Annotated in this window: 17 protein-coding genes; 6 read left to right on the forward strand and 11 right to left on the reverse strand. The window is 55.3% G+C overall.

Annotated elements, in window-relative coordinates; translation table 11 throughout:
• Positions 1–91: 91 nt before the first annotated feature.
• Positions 92–715 carry a thiamine phosphate synthase gene (thiE, locus tag KUO20_RS00610; protein WP_235041007.1) on the reverse strand — a complete coding sequence of 208 codons (624 nt, stop codon included), beginning with the start codon at positions 713–715 and terminating at the stop codon, positions 92–94.
• Positions 705–1,514 (reverse strand): hydroxyethylthiazole kinase, encoded by an 810-nt coding sequence (gene thiM, locus KUO20_RS00615; protein ID WP_235041008.1) that lies wholly within the window; start codon positions 1,512–1,514, stop codon positions 705–707. The genes thiE and thiM overlap by 11 nt, the downstream gene beginning before the upstream one ends.
• Positions 1,515–1,694: 180 nt before the next feature.
• On the opposite strand from thiM, the gene KUO20_RS00620 reads away from it, so the two are divergent.
• Entirely contained in the window at positions 1,695–2,063 is a 369-nt protein-coding gene (locus KUO20_RS00620; protein ID WP_235041009.1) for a DUF6164 family protein, read from the forward strand.
• Here KUO20_RS00620 and KUO20_RS00625 read toward each other — a convergent pair.
• From KUO20_RS00625 to KUO20_RS00655, 7 genes are all read right to left on the reverse strand, one after another.
• Positions 2,060–2,725, reverse strand: a complete 666-nt coding sequence (locus KUO20_RS00625) for a cupin domain-containing protein (RefSeq protein ID WP_235041010.1) — start codon at positions 2,723–2,725, stop codon at positions 2,060–2,062. The genes KUO20_RS00620 and KUO20_RS00625 overlap by 4 nt on opposite strands.
• A 158-nt stretch (positions 2,726–2,883) precedes the next feature.
• The gene (ampC, locus tag KUO20_RS00630; protein WP_235041011.1) at positions 2,884–4,074 is read right to left on the reverse strand and encodes a class C beta-lactamase; all 1,191 of its coding nucleotides are present in this window, start codon (positions 4,072–4,074) and stop codon (positions 2,884–2,886) included.
• 18 nt (positions 4,075–4,092) lie between these two features.
• Positions 4,093–5,199: a metal ABC transporter solute-binding protein, Zn/Mn family gene (locus tag KUO20_RS00635; RefSeq protein WP_235041012.1), complete on the reverse strand. Its 1,107-nt coding sequence runs from the start codon at positions 5,197–5,199 to the stop codon at positions 4,093–4,095.
• A gap of 35 nt (positions 5,200–5,234) precedes the next feature.
• Positions 5,235–6,125, reverse strand: coding sequence for a metal ABC transporter permease (locus KUO20_RS00640; RefSeq protein ID WP_235041013.1), 891 nt, complete (start codon positions 6,123–6,125; stop codon positions 5,235–5,237).
• On the reverse strand, positions 6,118–6,843 hold the full coding sequence (locus KUO20_RS00645) for a metal ABC transporter ATP-binding protein (protein ID WP_235041014.1): 726 nt from the start codon (positions 6,841–6,843) through the stop codon (positions 6,118–6,120). Before KUO20_RS00645 ends, KUO20_RS00640 begins: the two co-directional genes overlap by 8 nt.
• Positions 6,840–6,989, reverse strand: coding sequence for a hypothetical protein (locus KUO20_RS00650; protein WP_235041015.1), 150 nt, complete (start codon positions 6,987–6,989; stop codon positions 6,840–6,842). The genes KUO20_RS00645 and KUO20_RS00650 overlap by 4 nt, the downstream gene beginning before the upstream one ends.
• Positions 6,990–7,085: 96 nt before the next feature.
• Positions 7,086–7,259: a hypothetical protein gene (locus tag KUO20_RS00655; protein ID WP_235041016.1), complete on the reverse strand. Its 174-nt coding sequence runs from the start codon at positions 7,257–7,259 to the stop codon at positions 7,086–7,088.
• Positions 7,260–7,477: 218 nt separating this feature from the next.
• Here KUO20_RS00655 and cas1f point away from each other — a divergent pair, with 218 nt between their 5' ends.
• Entirely contained in the window at positions 7,478–8,452 is a 975-nt protein-coding gene (gene cas1f / locus KUO20_RS00660) for a type I-F CRISPR-associated endonuclease Cas1f (RefSeq protein ID WP_235041017.1), read from the forward strand.
• Positions 8,449–11,793, forward strand: coding sequence for a type I-F CRISPR-associated helicase Cas3f (gene cas3f, locus KUO20_RS00665; protein WP_235041018.1), 3,345 nt, complete (start codon positions 8,449–8,451; stop codon positions 11,791–11,793). Before cas1f ends, cas3f begins: the two co-directional genes overlap by 4 nt.
• Here the strand turns inward: cas3f and KUO20_RS00670 are convergent, their stop codons facing one another.
• Together KUO20_RS00670 and KUO20_RS00675 are read right to left on the reverse strand one after the other, a co-directional pair.
• Positions 11,794–12,123, reverse strand: a complete 330-nt coding sequence (locus tag KUO20_RS00670; protein ID WP_235041019.1) for a type II toxin-antitoxin system HicB family antitoxin — start codon at positions 12,121–12,123, stop codon at positions 11,794–11,796.
• Positions 12,124–12,139: 16 nt separating this feature from the next.
• Positions 12,140–12,391 (reverse strand): toxin HicA, encoded by a 252-nt coding sequence (locus KUO20_RS00675; RefSeq protein ID WP_235041020.1) that lies wholly within the window; start codon positions 12,389–12,391, stop codon positions 12,140–12,142.
• A gap of 273 nt (positions 12,392–12,664) precedes the next feature.
• On the opposite strand from KUO20_RS00675, the gene csy1 reads away from it, so the two are divergent.
• Genes csy1 through csy3 form a run of 3 tightly spaced genes read left to right on the forward strand, consistent with a single transcriptional unit; the run spans position 12,665 to position 16,043 of the window.
• Positions 12,665–14,038 (forward strand): type I-F CRISPR-associated protein Csy1, encoded by a 1,374-nt coding sequence (csy1, locus tag KUO20_RS00680; RefSeq protein ID WP_235041021.1) that lies wholly within the window; start codon positions 12,665–12,667, stop codon positions 14,036–14,038.
• The gene (csy2, locus tag KUO20_RS00685) at positions 14,031–14,999 is read left to right on the forward strand and encodes a type I-F CRISPR-associated protein Csy2 (protein WP_235041022.1); all 969 of its coding nucleotides are present in this window, start codon (positions 14,031–14,033) and stop codon (positions 14,997–14,999) included. The genes csy1 and csy2 overlap by 8 nt, the downstream gene beginning before the upstream one ends.
• Positions 15,000–15,014: 15 nt before the next feature.
• Positions 15,015–16,043, forward strand: a complete 1,029-nt coding sequence (gene csy3 / locus KUO20_RS00690) for a type I-F CRISPR-associated protein Csy3 (protein ID WP_235041023.1) — start codon at positions 15,015–15,017, stop codon at positions 16,041–16,043.
• Positions 16,044–16,045 lie beyond the last annotated feature (2 nt).

Consider the following 16,045-nt stretch of genomic DNA (forward strand, 5'->3'; position numbering starts at 1 on the left):
TCCTAGGCCGGCTTGAACGATCAGCACCAGCGTCCAAAATATCGGGAATTCCCAGCCGCCCGCACAAACGTAACGAGATGCCCAAGCTGATTCATGAGGCCGTTGCCGCTTTAAACGCCCGCGCGGCTTGAGCCGGGTCGGGCTGGCCGCAAATAGCTGAAATAACCGCTAAGCCGTTTGCGCCTGCGCGCCGTACAGAGTGCGCGTGTTCAGCCTTTAACCCGCCAATGGCAACGCTGGGGAGCCGGCATGCGGCTACCAGCGCCGCTAGGCCGTCAAAGCCGACCGGCTGCGCGTGGTCTTGCTTACTTCCGGTGGCAAACACCGGGCCAATTCCCACATAGTCGAGCAGTGTCATTGGCGCTGCTTCAAGCTGGGCAAGCGTGTTGATCGACAGGCCAATAATCGCCTGCGCGCCCATCGCTGCCCGCGCCTCTTGCACAGCGGTGTCGCTTTGCCCTACGTGTAAACCGTCTGCCTGGCTTTCTAGCGCTACCGCTAAGCGGTCGTTAATAATCAGCGGTACGCCGGTGCCGGCCAGCACGCTTTTCAGCCGCTTGGCTTGTGCAATCATCTGAGAGTCGCTGGCGTGCTTATCACGTAGCTGGACGATCGTCACGCCGCCGTTTACCGCTGCTTCGACCGTTTTTTCCAAGCCATAGTCGTGGCATAGCGCCGCATCGGTGACTAAATACAGCGACAGATCAAACGGCATAAACCGCCTCCAGATGAGTATGCGTGGTGAGATCACCGGGGGTAAGCTGGTAGAGCGCATCCAGAAGCGCCACCTGGAAGCTACCAGGCCCTTGCGCGCTACTTCCCGCTCGTTCACCGGCAACGGCAAAACAGGCCAAGGCGGCCGTGGTTGCGCCCAGTGCCGCCGTGGGATTAGCGGCCACAAAAGCGGCAACCAAAGCGCTCAGCCCGCAGCCAAGCGTCGTGACATACGGCATCAAGGAGTGGCCGCCCTCGATACGATAATGCTGTGCGCCGTCGGTCACCCAGTCGCTTTCGCCGGTCATGGCCACAACGCAGCCGTGCTTTTGCGACAATGCGATGGCTGCGTCGACGGCTTGGTCATTGGCGGCGGTTGAGTCCACGCCACGCCCTTGGCTAGCCAAGCCGTTGAGGGCAAGGATTTCAGAAGCATTGCCGCGAATAACGCAAGGCTTCAAGGCCAGCAGGCGTGTGCAAAGCGCTTGGCGATAGCGCGTTGCGCCAACCGCGACAGGGTCTAACACCCACGGGATGCCATGCTGATCGGCGGTAGTCGCCGCGATCAGCATGGCATCTGCCCAGTGGGCAGAAATCGTACCAATATTGACAGACAGCGCCGCAGAAATAGCGGTGAACTCAGCCACTTCCTCAGGCGCATGCAGCATGGCGGGCGAGGCCCCCGTGGCTAGCAGCAAGTTAGCGGTGCTGTTCATAGCGACGTAGTTGGTCATGCAATGAACCAGCGGTGTCTGTGAGCGAAGGGCCTCAAGATAATCGCCAAGCGGGCGGAGGGGCATAGTCTGTTCCTATAAAGCGGCCAGCGTGACCGGCTGAATGCCAGCATGGTAACGATTATTCACCATCAGTGCTGACCGAGATTCATGAAAGACAGCGCTTGATGAAAGGCTTAGGGCAATAAAAGCCTATAGACTTGCCACAGAATCAATCTGCGAAGCAGTGATACATGGGGAAAACCAATGGCTGAACTACTCTTCCGGCTGCGCCACGTGACCGATGAGGAAGCGATGGAAGTACGCGATCTATTCGCCGCACACGGCTTTGATACCTATGAAACTCAGGCGGGCTTTTTCCGCCTGGGTGTCGATGCCATTTGGCTGCGTAATCCACATCAGCACGAAGCAGCGGCCGCTGCGTTGAATGCCTATCAAGCCGAGCGACTTGAGCGCGTGCAGCGTGAACACCAGGCGGCGGTTGAGCGCGGCGAGGCGACAACGCTGTGGCGCCGCCTAGCCGCTCACCCGGTACAAGTCGTGCTGGTGCTGTTAGCGGTAGGGCTTATTGCCGCCCTCACGCTGCTGCCTTTTTTAGGCCTATCGCGCGCCTAAGCGGGCGGCAAATGGCCGCGTTTAAGATACATCATGACGCCTTCGCTACCGGCGACGAGCGCCGGCGCCGCGCCGCTGGGGTAGCGGCACCAGGTACCTGCCGAGTAGCTTTGCTCAGCATCGCTAAGCGTGCCTTCTAAAACCAAAAACTCCATTCCCCCCATCAGAGTCGGGTAGGTAATAGATGTGCCCGCGGCCCATTGCTCTAGGCTGATGCGCTCCTGCTTATAGGTATGCAGCATTTTGTAGGCAATGCGCGGGCGCCGGTCTGGCTGCCAGGGCAGCCGATGGGCAGGAATCGCCAGCTGCAGCGTGTCGTTAGGATCAAACTGGTGCAGCTTGACAAAAATCAGCGCGCCTTCCTCGCCAATCTGCGGCGTATGGCCGGTGCCAATGGGGTTTCTTAAGTAGCTACCCGCCGCGTAACGGCCATGTTCATCGGCGAAGACACCCTCTAACACCAGAATTTCTTCACCGCCGCCGTGCGTGTGCCGCTCGAACTGCGAGTTGGGGGCGTAGCGAACCAGGCTGGTTGCACGTGCGACTTCATCACCAATCCGGTCAAACATCATGCGCTCTACTCCCGCACTGGGGGAGTCGACCCACTGATACTCTTCCGGGGTAACACAGGCAAAGTGGCTAAAATCAGCGTTTAGGCGCATAGGAAGGCTCTTCGCAGGGGACATAAAGTAAGGGGGAAGGGGTGCTAGTCTCCTTATCGAGAGCCGAGAATGCAACTTTCAGTGCTGTGATACGTGCGGTGAAGGCAAAAAAATACCGCCCGAAGGCGGCATCCATAGACGCATGCGTGAAGAATACGTCAGGGCGCGTCGGTCAGCGCCGTCAGAATATGATGAGCCGCTTCAATACGTGCGCCGTTGGGATAGTTGCGGTTAGCCAGCAGCACAATGCCGATTTGCTCGCTAGGCACAAAGGCCACGTAGGCACCAAAGCCGTTAGTCGCGCCGGTCTTGTTGTACAGCGCATCCTGGCGGGGCGGCAGCGCCGGGCTTAGACGATTCGCTGGGTTAGCTTCTAACACCATCTCGACCGAGTTGCCTTCCAGCAGCTCCTTAAGAGCCACCGGGTACGCATAGCTTTCCCAGCCGAGGCCTTGGGTCATATTGCCCACGCTAAAGTAGCCCATTCGCGTGGCCGCCATGGCTTGGCTTAGTGGCTCATCCCTTTCAGTCTCAGCCGCCTCACCCAGCTCAGCCATATTGGCATCGACCAGCATTAGCACGTCGGCAGCGGTCGATTTTAAACCGTAGGCCTGGGCATCTAACACGCCGGGATTGACCCGAATCGGCTCATCTTCTTTTGAGTAGCCGTAGGCATAGTTCGCCTGCTGCTCTTCTGGCACCTGAAAATAGCTGTGCGCCATCCCTAACGGTGAGAACACATCTTCCTGCATCAGCGCCTCGAACGGTTTGCCAAGGCTGTGTGCGGCCAGGTAGCCAAACAGGCCCAGGCTCGGGTTCGAGTAGAGGCGATGGCTGCCAGGGGCCGATTCAGGCTGCCACTGGCGATAGTAGTCGATCATTGCTGCTTCGCTATCGACCGCGTCCGGAAACTGCAGGGGCAGCTCACCGGCCGTGTAGGTGGCCAGCTCTAGCAGCGTGATCTCATCGAAGGCGCTACCTTCCAGGGCAGGCAGATAAAGGCTAGCGCGATCAGAGAGCGAGAGCGCCCCGCTAGACTGCGCGTAAGCCGCAAGCGTTGCAGTGAAAATCTTACTCACCGAGCCAAGCTCAAAAAGCGTCTCTTCGGTGACCGGTATGCCGGCTTCCTGATCGGCGTTACCAAACTGAAAGTAACGCGGCTGGCCATTGATACTCAGCGCAACCGACATGCCGGGAATACGATGCTCGGCCATCAGCGGCACGATGGTGTCATTCACCAGCGCCTCAATGCGTTCGTTATCCGCATCCCCAAGCGCCCAGGCGGAGCTACCGAATAAGAGTGAGCCCGCCATAAGAAGGCTGATCTGTGCTGCTAACCGTTTAGGCATACCAGGACCCTGCTGATATTAGTGGTGAACGTGGCCGCTATGGCCGTGTTCATTCTCATGGTCGTGATCATGGTCATTGTGGCCGTGTTCATGCTCATCATGACCTGGCTCTTCATGCCCGGGCTGGGCCAGCGCATCATGCAGCATGCGAGCATTGTGGTGCATCATACCCAGGTAAGTGCTGGCCTCGCCTTCACTGGCCAACGCGTCCGCGTATAGCGTACCTGCAATGGGCAGGCCGGTTTCTTCGGCTAGCTGAGTGATGATCGATTGGTTGGTCATGTTTTCGTGAAACAGTGCCTGCACGCTCTCTTGATTAATCACGTCTACCAGCGCCGCCATGCTGGCGCCACTAGGGTCGGCTTCTGTGGAAAGCCCCACTGGAGACAGGAAGTTAACGCCATAAGCGTTTGAGAAGTAGCCAAAAGAGTCGTGGCCCGTAATCACACTGGTGGAGGCCGGTATTTCCTCTATTAACGCACGAATCTCAGCGTCGACATCAGCTATTTCTTGTAAATAGCGTTCTGCGTTAGCGCGGTATTCATCTTCATGGTCGGCATCTGCCGCGATTAATCCATCGCGAATATTGGCGATATACACCTCGGCTTGGCGCATATCCTGCCAAGCGTGCGGGTCCTCATCACCATGATCATGTCCGGCATGGTCGTCGCTATGCTCGTCATGCGCATGCGCTTCATGATCGTGCCCTTCATGGCTGTGATCGTGTTCATGATCATGATCGTCATGCCCGGCATAAGAGAGCGGCTGAATGCCATCGGTCGCGGTGACCAGCGCGCCGTCGTAGTCGCTGGCGCTAATCAAACGCTCCATCCAGCCCTCAAACAGCAGGCCGTTAAACACCACCAAATCAGCATCGGCCAGCGCGCGTGCATCGCCTGGGCTTGGGGAGTAAACATGGGCATCGCCATCGGCCGCGACCAGGGAGCTCACCTCGACATGGTCGCCGCCTACGTTTTCCACCATATCCGCCAAGATAGAGAAACTGGTTACGACCTGAATGCGCTCATTCGCCATGGCAGCAGGCAGCGCCAACAGGGCGGAAACGCCGACTAACCAGCGTGCCGACTGGTGTGATAATCGATATGAAAAATGGCCAAGCGACATACAACACTCCTTACGATTAAGCATGAAACGGACAATTAAGACCCGTGCTCAACAGCCAGCGGCGTTGTTTTACGCCTAAGCTTGGCTGCCAAACTGTGGTAACGACCAAACAGGGCCGAAAAAAGGTATCCCACGCCGGCCAGCAGAATAATGCTCGGGCCGGAAGGAATATCCAGATGAAATGAAAGCAGTAGGCCGCCGGTGCTAGACACCATAGCCAGCACAATCGAAATGCCGATTAGTCCTTCTAAACGCTTGCTCCAAAAGCGTGCCGAGGTGGCGGGAAGCATCATTAAACCCACCGCCATCAGCGTGCCTAGGGTTTGAAAGCCGGCCGTTAAATTCAGCACCAGTAGTCCCAAAAACACGCTGTGCACCCAGCCGCTGCGGCGGCTTTGGCCGCGCAAAAATAGCGGGTCCAAACACTCCACCACTAAGGCCCGAAAAACCACCGCCAGCGTCACGACAATCAGCGTGCTGATACCTGCAATCAGCATTAGGGCGGTGCCATTAATCGCTAAAATAGAGCCAAACAGCACGTGGGTAAGATCCACGCTGCTACCGCCTATCGAAATCAGCATGACCCCTGCGGCCAGCGAAATAATAAAAAAGCTCGCCATCGCCGCGTCTTCACGCTGGCCGCCCATCTTGGACACCGCGCCCGCCAGCAGCGCGACCATTAATCCAAACAGCACCCCACCAATACTCATAATGGGCAGCGAAAATCCTGCCAGTAAAAAGCCGAGCGCCACGCCAGGGAGAATCGCGTGGGCCATGGCGTCGCCAATCAGGCTCATCCCGCGTAACACCAAAAACACCCCCAGCGGGGGGGCCGCCAGCGAAAGCGCTAAGCCGCCCACCACCGCACGGCGCATAAAGCCGTAGTCGAACGGCGCGACAAACCAAGCATTCAGTAGATCAAGCATGCTGACCTCCCGGGCTAAACGGCATCACCTGAGCGGGCGCATGCTGATGAGTAAGCGTTGCGGGGGCCACCCAGCGCGCATGACCGCCGTTGAGCATCAGCACTTCATCGGCGAGGCGGCGCAGATGATCCATATCGTGCAGCACTACAATAATCGTCGCGCCGTCATCGGCCATCTGACGCAAGATACGAATCAAAATATCGACCGTTTCACTGTCCACGTTGGCAAACGGCTCATCTAGCAGCAATAGCTCGGCTTCCTGCATCAGCGTTCGCCCAATCAGCGCACGCTGGCGCTGGCCGCCGGAAAGCTCGCCTAGCGGCCGATGAGCCAAGTGCGAAATGCCCAGCCGCGCCATGATCTCACGGCCTTTTCGATAGTGCCCGGCACAATAGCCGGTTAGCGCACCGTGGCTAGGCCAGCTGCCGGTCATGACCAGTTCTTCCACGCTCATCGGGAAGGTAAGGTCCAGCGCCAACTGCTGGGGCAGCCACGCCCGGCGCTCTTTGGCGACGTTGCAAACCACTTCACCGCTGATCGGCCGCAGTTCGCCCATAATCGCCTGAATTAACGTACTTTTACCGGCACCGTTAGCGCCAATCAGGGCAGTAATCGCGCCCGGCTTGAAGTCGCCTTCAATGTGTTCCAGCACCGTTCGGCGCGCCTGCGCCAAGTGTAGGTCGTGCAGATGTAGGCGAGAGACAGAAGGCTCACTCATCCCCACCACCCGCCAGCCCAACCCACCAAACCCCACAGCGCCAGCAGCGGCGCGGCAACAAACAGCAGTCGCTTAACCGCCGACAATGACATTAAGGAAAAGTGACAAGGACCTTCCTTGTTATGGCGGTGCGTATGCTCACTCATCAAGTGGCCTCGTGTAATATAAAATAGGTTATAACATAACACATGGTAAAGCCGAAAAATTGCTTGATATTTTACGCCTAAACGCCGTGCTGGCAATCATAAAGCGCTGGATTGAGTGGCGTCGTAAATGCTACCCCAGCCCGCCTGCCAAATCATGAGCTGGCACACATCATTATCAAGCACCGCATCGTATTCGCGCAGCTGCGCTTGTATAGGGTAAATCTGGCTGTGGATAAGTCTTTGGGTAAGGTTGTGAATAAACGTGTGCATAAAGCGGCAGAACCATTAATAGAGGGCTAATCAACGCCGCGAACAGTGCATAAAGCGAACAGGACAAAGACGTATTTATTCATTTAATGGCGCTATCCGTAGCATGGAGCTGGCATATCACTAACGTGGAAACAGCATTAGCTAAGTAAGACTAAGTTTAATGGCGCTTAAGAGTAAAGAATGATTTGATGGGGAAAGGTGATGACTAGGAGCGTGCCATGGATGACTTTTCGCCCAATGATTTAAAAACCATTCTTCATTCCAAGCGTGCAAATCTCTACTACTTGCAGCACTGCCGCGTGTTGGTGAATGGTGGCCGAGTGGAGTACGTCACCGATGAGGGTAGCAAGTCACGCTACTGGAACATCCCTATTGCCAACACCACTTCGATACTTTTGGGCACCGGCACTTCTATCACTCAGGCAGCCATGCGCGAACTGGCGAAGGCAGGTGTGTTAGTCGGGTTTTGTGGCGGTGGCGGTACGCCGCTCTTTGCGGCTAATGAAGTCGATGTTGATGTCGCTTGGCTGACCCCGCAAAGCGAATACCGTCCTACAGAGTATCTCCAATATTGGGTGCACTTTTGGTTTGATGATGCAAAGCGTCTGGATGCAGCCCGTGCATTCCAGCAAGCGCGCCTGACTCGCATTGAAGCCCTGTGGACAAGCCGTGTAATGAAAGATGCAGGCTTTAGCATTTCAACGGATCAACTGCATAGCGCACTTGCCCACCACCGTGAAGCGATCAAGAAAGCACCTAGTACCGTTGACCTGCTCACCCTGGAAGCGCGCTTAACCAAAATGCTGTTTAAGCTGGCGGTGAATGCTACCGAGTATGGCGACTTCACCCGCGCCAAGCGCGGAACAGGCGTGGATCCCGCCAACCGCTTTCTCGATCACGGCAACTACCTCGCCTACGGGTTGGCCGCCACGGCCACCTGGGTGCTGGGCATTCCTCACGGCCTGGCCGTACTTCACGGCAAAACTCGTCGAGGCGGGCTAGTCTTTGATGTCGCCGACTTAGTCAAAGACGCAGTGATTTTACCCCAGGCATGTATTTCCGCCATGCGCGGCGATGAAGAGCAGGAGTTTCGCCAGGCCTGTATCGAGCGCCTGACCCGCACCGAATCCCTCGACTTCATGATCGATACACTCAAGGAAGTGGCTCAAGCGCTGGGGAGCGCAAAACAATGAATGTGCTGCTGATTTCCCAGTGCAATAAAAATGCGCTGAAAGAAACCCGCCGCATTCTAGACCAGTTTGCCGAGCGCCGCGGCGACCGCACCTGGCAAACGCCCATCACTCAGGCCGGGCTGGATACACTCCGCAAACTGCTGCGTAAAACCGCCCGTAAAAACACCGCCGTGGCCTGCCACTGGATTCGTGGGCATGATCACAGCGAGCTGATGTGGGTGGTGGGGGATGCTGCGAAGTTCAATATCAATGGCGCTGTACCGACCAATACCACCGCCCGAGATATCCTGCGCCGTCGGGATGAAAACGACTGGCACAATGGTGAAGATATTCTTTTGCTCACCGCTATGGCTGCGTTACTGCACGACCTGGGAAAAGCCTGCGATGCCTTTCAACAGCGGCTTAAAGGCAAGCTAGAAGGGCGTAACTTATACCGCCATGAGTGGATATCGCTGCGCCTTTTCCAAGCGTTTGTAGGAAGTGATAACGACGCCACATGGTTGGCGCGACTCGCCGCAGGCAGCTATCACGATCAAGACTGGCTAGAGGGTTTAGAGCGTGACGGCATGGACACTCCTACTTCTGCAGTGTTTGGTCGTTTACCGCCGCTGGCTGCTGCGCTTGGTTGGCTAGTGCTTAGCCACCATCGGCTACCGCTAAAGCCGCCTGAAAAAGATGGTGAAACTGAGCGGCGCTGGGGGCGAGGAAAGTCGCCACTGCAGGCGGAGCAACTAGGCGGGCTGTTTGCTTCTATCCATGCTGAGTGGAACGAGATTCCCGAGACACAAGACCCTAAGCGGATCGCGCCTTACTGGCAGTTCAAGGGTGGATTGCCGGTTAGCACACCACGTTGGCGCGAGCGTGCCACAAAGCTTGCCACGCGGTTACAGGCGCGGCTGAAAAGCGATAGCCACTGGCTGGAAAGCCGCTACGTCATGCACTTAGCCCGGCTTAGCTTAATGCTCGCCGACCATCACTATTCAAGCCTAGAAGACTTACAGCATCGTGTTCGCGGCGAGCCCAACTATCCGCTGATTGCCAACACCGTGCGTAAAACCGGTAAGCCTAATCAGCCGTTAGATGAGCATATTCTGGGTGTTGAAAAACATGCGGCCGCAGTTGCTCGTGCGCTGCCCAGCGTAGACAGCCACTTGCCCCGTCTAGCGCGCCATAAAGGCTTTCGTAAGCGTAGCAGTCACTCGCGTTTTCGCTGGCAGGATAAAGCCTTTGATCTGGCCCAGTCGCTAAGGGAACTCAGCCAACGCCAAGGCTTTTTTGGCATTAATATGGCCTCCACCGGCTGCGGTAAAACCCTAGCGAATGGGCGCATTATGTACGCGCTAGCCGACCCCTTGCAGGGCGCGCGCTTTAGCATTGCGCTAGGGTTGCGCACGCTAACGCTACAAACTGGCCAAGCCCTCCGCGACCGTTTGCATTTGGGCGAAGATGAGCTCGCCGTACGTGTAGGTGGCAGCGCTAATAAAGCCCTGTTTGAGCACTACGAGCAAGAAGCTGAAGCCAGTGGCTCTGCGTCTAAACAGGCGCTGATAGAAGAAGATGCCCACGTGGTGTTTGACGGTAATTTTGATGCCCATCCGGTACTCCGCCGTTTGAGCGATGAACCGGGCACCCGCGCGCTGATAGCGGCCCCCATTCTGGTATGCACGGTTGATCACTTAGTGCCTGCCACGGAGAGCACACGAGGCGGACGACAAATTGTGCCCATGCTGCGCCTAATGAGCAGTGATTTGGTACTCGATGAAATAGACGATTTCGATATCAACGACCTGCCCGCGCTTACCCGGTTAGTCAATTGGGCCGGGCTATTAGGTTCACGAGTGCTGCTTTCCTCTGCCACCTTGCCGCCTGCGCTGGTGGAGGGTTTGTATGAAGCCTATCGCAGCGGTCGTGAAGCTTTTCAGCGCCATCGCGGCGAGCCAGGATTAGCGACAGATATCTGCTGCGCCTGGTTCGACGAACATGATCGTCAGCATGCAAACTGCGCTAGTAGCGAGACCTTCCAAACGGCTCATCACGCCTTTGCCAAGCGTCGGTTAGACCGCCTATCCAAAAGCCCAGTACGCCGCCGCGCAGATATTTTAGCGTTGCCACCGATGGGCAAACGTCCAGAAGAAATAAGGCCCGCCATTGCCACCCTGCTGCGTGAAAATGCGTTAGCACTCCACCAGCAGCATCACTGCGTTGACCCTCACTCAGGCAAGCGGATCAGTTTTGGCTTAATGCGAATGGCCAATATTGACCCCTTGGTTGATGTAGCCAGGGCGCTTTTTCAGCAGGGCGCCCCTGAAGGTGTGCGCATTCACCTCTGCGTTTACCACTCTCGCCACCCGCTGGTAATGCGCTCGGAGATTGAGCGCCGGCTAGATAAAACGCTACAACGGGCTGAGCCAGATAGGGTTTTTCAGCAGCCGGATATCCGCCACCTGCTGGATAGCAGCGAAGAAAGCGACCATCTGTTTATCGTTCTAGGATCACCGGTCACAGAAGTAGGCCGCGATCATGATTATGACTGGGCGATTGTTGAGCCATCTTCTATGCGCTCAATTATTCAGCTCGCGGGTAGAGTTCGCCGCCACCGCGAGCAGGGATGTGAATCGCCCAATATCTTACTGCTCGATACCAACCTCAAACACTTGGAGCAGTCTGGAAAGCCTGCCTTCCACAAGCCTGGCTTTGAAACAGATATCAATTGGCGGTTAAGCAGCCACTCACTGAAGGATCTATTAAACGAAGAGGAGTACCAGGTCATCGATGCCCGCCCCCGCGTGCTGGCGCGAGACACGTTGCGCGCCAAAGAAAGTCTCGTCGATCTGGAGCACGCGCGGCTGCATCAGTTAATGATTGAGCAGCCCGCCGAGCCGTTAACCAAAAAAGATCTACGCCTAGGAAAAACCCCCAAACCACCGCCGCTTGGCGCTTATAGCTGGCATGTGATGCCGCAATTTCACTTAACCGGCGTGTTGATTCAGCGCGACCCATTTCGCAAGCAGCTCGAACCGGAAATAACCCTGGCGCTGCTGCCCGATGAAGGCGGTGAAACCTGGACGCTAAACCGTGTAGACGACGGCGCGAGACGTGGTGAAAAGCTCTATGTGCCGGTGGAAGAGAGTCTGCTGGTACGGGTAGACCTAGCCAAAGAGCGGGGCGAGCGGATTCAGACTTGGGGTGCCAGCGACTACTTAACAGCCCTGGCGGACTTAGCAGAAGACCTGGATATCTCTCTTGATCGCGCCGCCCGTACCTTCGGCACGGTGACAGCCTCGGCTAGAAACCAGCGGTGGGGGTATCACCCGGTGTTGGGGTTTTGGCGGAGCCGCTAGCTATACGTTTGCGAGCCGATCACTGACTAAGCGGTTGAGGCTGATATTTTCTTCTGCTGCCTTAATCGCAAGCTCGCGGTGTTTTTCTGGGGGAATACGCACATTAAAACGGCCAGAATAGTGGCGTTCAGAAAGTGGGAGCGGGGGTGTTTCTCCTTCAGCTTCCATGTCTGCCACCACGTCGGAAACTAGGGAAAGAATACCTTCCAGCGCTTCTTGGTGAGTATCTGCAAGCCAAGAGAGGCTGGGTAGTTCGGTGCATAAACCAACGAATTGGTCATCTTCTTCTGACCAGCGTATGCGGTACGTGTAATGGGTATGGTTCACCATGGTACTACTCCCATCGTCATGCTGATGACGACAATTTATCAATGGCAGCGAGCGCTTGGCGTATCTGATAAGCCTTGGCCTCTCCATTCTTCCCCCGCTGAATATTAACGCGAGGGTCGCCTGGCCAGGGTGTTTTATACACACGATGGCTGGTTTTTTGCTGGCGAGGAGGGCCAAAGTAGTGATCGCATAAATAGGCCAATTCGTCGAAGCTCATGCTTTTGGGCTGTCGACGTGCTTTATCCAGAAGCTTATCAAGCTTTGCCATAAGCGCTCTCAAATAGTAGTACTAATAATAGTACCGTAGCTGGTGTGTGTCACGTTCTGTTGGCAGAAATAAGTTGCTCCTACTACCTGGTCGGCAGCAATAAATTACTAGAACACTTTCCTAAGCTGTCTTCGCAACAGAAAATTAGTATAGAAGATAATTTCTACTAGCACACTGGAAAATATAAGTAGAAGTTTAATTAAAATTCGAATAAATTGAGTGTAGTGAACTAAATCTATTGAGAGATTGAATAGACAAACACAAGGATAATTCATGGCCATTACTCAGCAACTGGGTATCCGAAGTACCATTGAGCAGTTTCTAAAAGAGCGCTTTGATACCAAGGCGGAAAAGCTGCAGCCCGACGATCCGAAATACCAAGCGCTAGTTGAACAATTTCAGTTCGATACTTGGATCAACGATGCGGCAAGGCGTGTAGGCCAGCTGCAAGTGGTTACCCACTCACTAAAACCTATTCACCCTGATGCTAAAGGCTCCAGCCTTTATGCCCCGCCTGAATCGCTGAACAAACATAATCTTGTCGGCAGCCACACGCTATCTGCTAATTTTGCGGGGGATGTTGTGGGGAACGCTGCAGCTTTGGATGTTTATAAATTTTTAAAGCTGACGTTTGAAGACAAATCACTGCTTGAACGTGCGCTAGAAAATGACTCTGAGCTTGCCAAAGCGTTAAGTGGTAAGCCCGAACAAGCTCAGGCGTGGATCAGCGCTTTTGCTGCTATTACCGAGCCACGTGGGGAACATGCCTCACATACCCGCGGTAAACAACTTTATTGGTTAGTGGGTGATGATGCCGCAGACGTAGAAAATGAAGCCGAGAACTTCCGTCTGCTAGCCCCGCTCTACGCAACCTCGCTGGCGCACCGCGTATTTCAAACTATTAACCATGACCGCTTTAGCGAAGAGGCCAAAGATGCCCGTAAAGCCAAGCGGGAAGGCAAGTACGTGGAGCAGCCCGTGCATAGCTACCCCAATTTAGCTGTGCAGAAAATGGGTGGTACTAAGCCACAAAATATCTCGCAGTTGAATAGCGAACGCGGTGGCAATAACTATTTACTGGCTTCAATGCCTCCGAGCTGGAATGTTCGTGATACTCGGCCCCCTCTAAAAGTAGCATCGGTTTTTTCGGACCCAGGAGTATTTGGCAGCCGTTCAGAAGTACGCTCCCTGGTTAAAGACCTCAAGCAATTCCTTGAAAAAAATCCTACGTCAGACATGCACACACGCGATTTACGCGATGACTATACCGCGATGCTAATGGATGAGCTGGCGCTGTTTGCGATGCAAATGCATAGCCTGCCTGCAGGTTGGAGCAGCGATGAAAAATGCGAATTGGTCTCCGAAGAAGCTTTCTGGCTAGATCCTGGCCGCGCCGTAGAAGATGTCGCTTTTCGCGAGGCGCGGAATAGCGTGGAGTGGTCAGAAGATATTCGCCACCGATTTGCTAACTGGCTGAATGCCGCGCTCGGTGGAAAGCTTCCCCTTGGTGATGTGGAGTTTCGCCACTGGAAGAAAACGCTGGCAAAAGATATGACGCATCAACGTTTGCTGGATCGTGACCGCCGCTGGATGGAAAGCTTAATGGAAGACTTAACCAACCTGCCAGGAGGTGATGACGATGAGTGAAGTGAAAAACCTCCTAGTCCTGCCGCGCCTACGGGTGCAAAACGCCAATGCGATTTCTAGCCCAATGACCTGGGGCTTTCCCGCCATGAGCGCTTTTGTCGGCTTGATGCACGCCCTGGAGCGCAAGCTGTTTTCAGCGGGTATTAACGTTTCGCTTAGTAGCATCGGCATTATTTGTCACGATTTCGATGCTCAGACGACGGAAGGCGGCTACATTCGCGGCTTTCACCTCACCCGTAACCCGGTGGATAAAACCGGCGGCACGGCAGCTATTGTAGAAGAAGGGCGTGTTCATCTGGATATCACGCTGGTCTTCTCAATTGAAACCGCTGCGGCAGAAAGTGAACATAGCAATATGGCTCACCAAATCAATGACATCGTGGCGGGCATGCGTATTGCCGGGGGCAGCGTGGTGCCTAACCGTAGCGTGCCAAGCCATCAGCAACGCCCGCAATGGGTTGTGCTGGATGACAAAGAGGAAGAGCGGGCCAAGCAATTTGCGCGCTTAAAGCGCCGTTGGCTGCCGGGCTTTGCGCTCACCCTGCGCGATGACTACCTCTCGGGACATCACCAGACGCTGCAACAGCAAAACCCCGAGGCCAGTTTGCTGGATGCGTGGCTAGATCTGTCGCGCCTCAACCACCACTGCTCAATGGAAAACGAAGGCCAGCCCAACGAGAAACCCGCCTGGCAGGTGCAGCGACCTTATCGCGGCTGGCTGGTGCCGATCCCTGTGGGGTATGGCGCTATTTCCGATCTTTTCAATCCCGGAGAAGTGGCCAACGCCCGTGATGAAAAAACCAGATTTCGCTTTGTCGAAAGCCTCTATTCCATTGGTGAGTGGGTTAGCCCGCACCGCATGAAGCAACCCGAAGACCTGCTTTGGTACGTTGATAATGACGAAGAAGCGGATCTTTACCGACTCAATAACGATTACCACCTTCGCGCCACTGCACAATAAACAAGGAGCTTTATCATGGCTAAAAACGATACCCTCAAAACCGCCTCCGTCCTCGCCTTTGAGCGCAAGCTCGACCCTTCTGATGCACTGCTTTATGCCAGCAGTTGGGAAAAACGGGAAGATGAACAGCAGTGGCAGCCAGTCGCGGTGCGTGAAAAATCGGTGCGCGGTACTATTTCCAACCGCTTAAAAGCCAAAGACCAAGATCCCGCCAAGCTAGATGCCGCGATTGAAAACCCTAATCTTCAAACCGTCGATGTTGCCACGCTGCCCCACAATGCAGACACGCTGGTCGCCCGTTTCTCTCTTCGTGTGCTGGCCGGTGCCGGAACGCCTTCGGCCTGCAACAACGCTGAGTACCAAGCCAAGCTGGAGCAGGCAGTCGCAGAATATAAGCAAGCACAAGGATTTGGCGAGCTGGCGCATCGCTATGCCAATAACCTCGCTAATGGTCGCTTTCTGTGGCGCAACCGCATGGGCGCTGAGCAAGTAGAGGTAAGCATTCGCCAGTTAGCTCAAGGCAAAGCCATCAAAGAGTGGACGTTTGATGCGCTGTCGCTTTCTTTGCGAGCTTTCGAGGACACCGCCGAGCTTAAGGAGCTCGCCAGTGTTATCGCCAAAGCATTGGCGGGTGAGCTGCACTTGCTGCTTGAGGTTGTGGCCTATGTGCGCATGGGTCGTGGCCAAGAAGTATTCCCTTCTCAAGAGCTGATTCTTGACCCGGAGCAAAAAAAGAAAAAAGGCAAAACGCTTTATCACGTCAGCGATATTGCCGGTATTCACTCGCAGAAGCTGGGTAACGCCATTCGAACGATCGACACCTGGTACCCCAATGAGAACGATGAGGACCTTGGCCCTATCGCCGTAGAGCCCTATGGTTCGGTGACGACGCAAGGCAAAGCGTATCGGCAGCCTAAGCAAAAAGCTGACTTCTACTCACTGCTGGATAACTGGATGATCAAAGACCAAGTGCCTTCTAAGGAAGATCAGCACTTTGTCATGGCCACTCTGATCCGCGGCGGTGTGTTCGGCGAAGCGGGGTGAGC

It is taken from the genome of Vreelandella profundi (assembly GCF_019722725.1).
Lineage (GTDB): Bacteria > Pseudomonadota > Gammaproteobacteria > Pseudomonadales > Halomonadaceae > Vreelandella > Vreelandella profundi.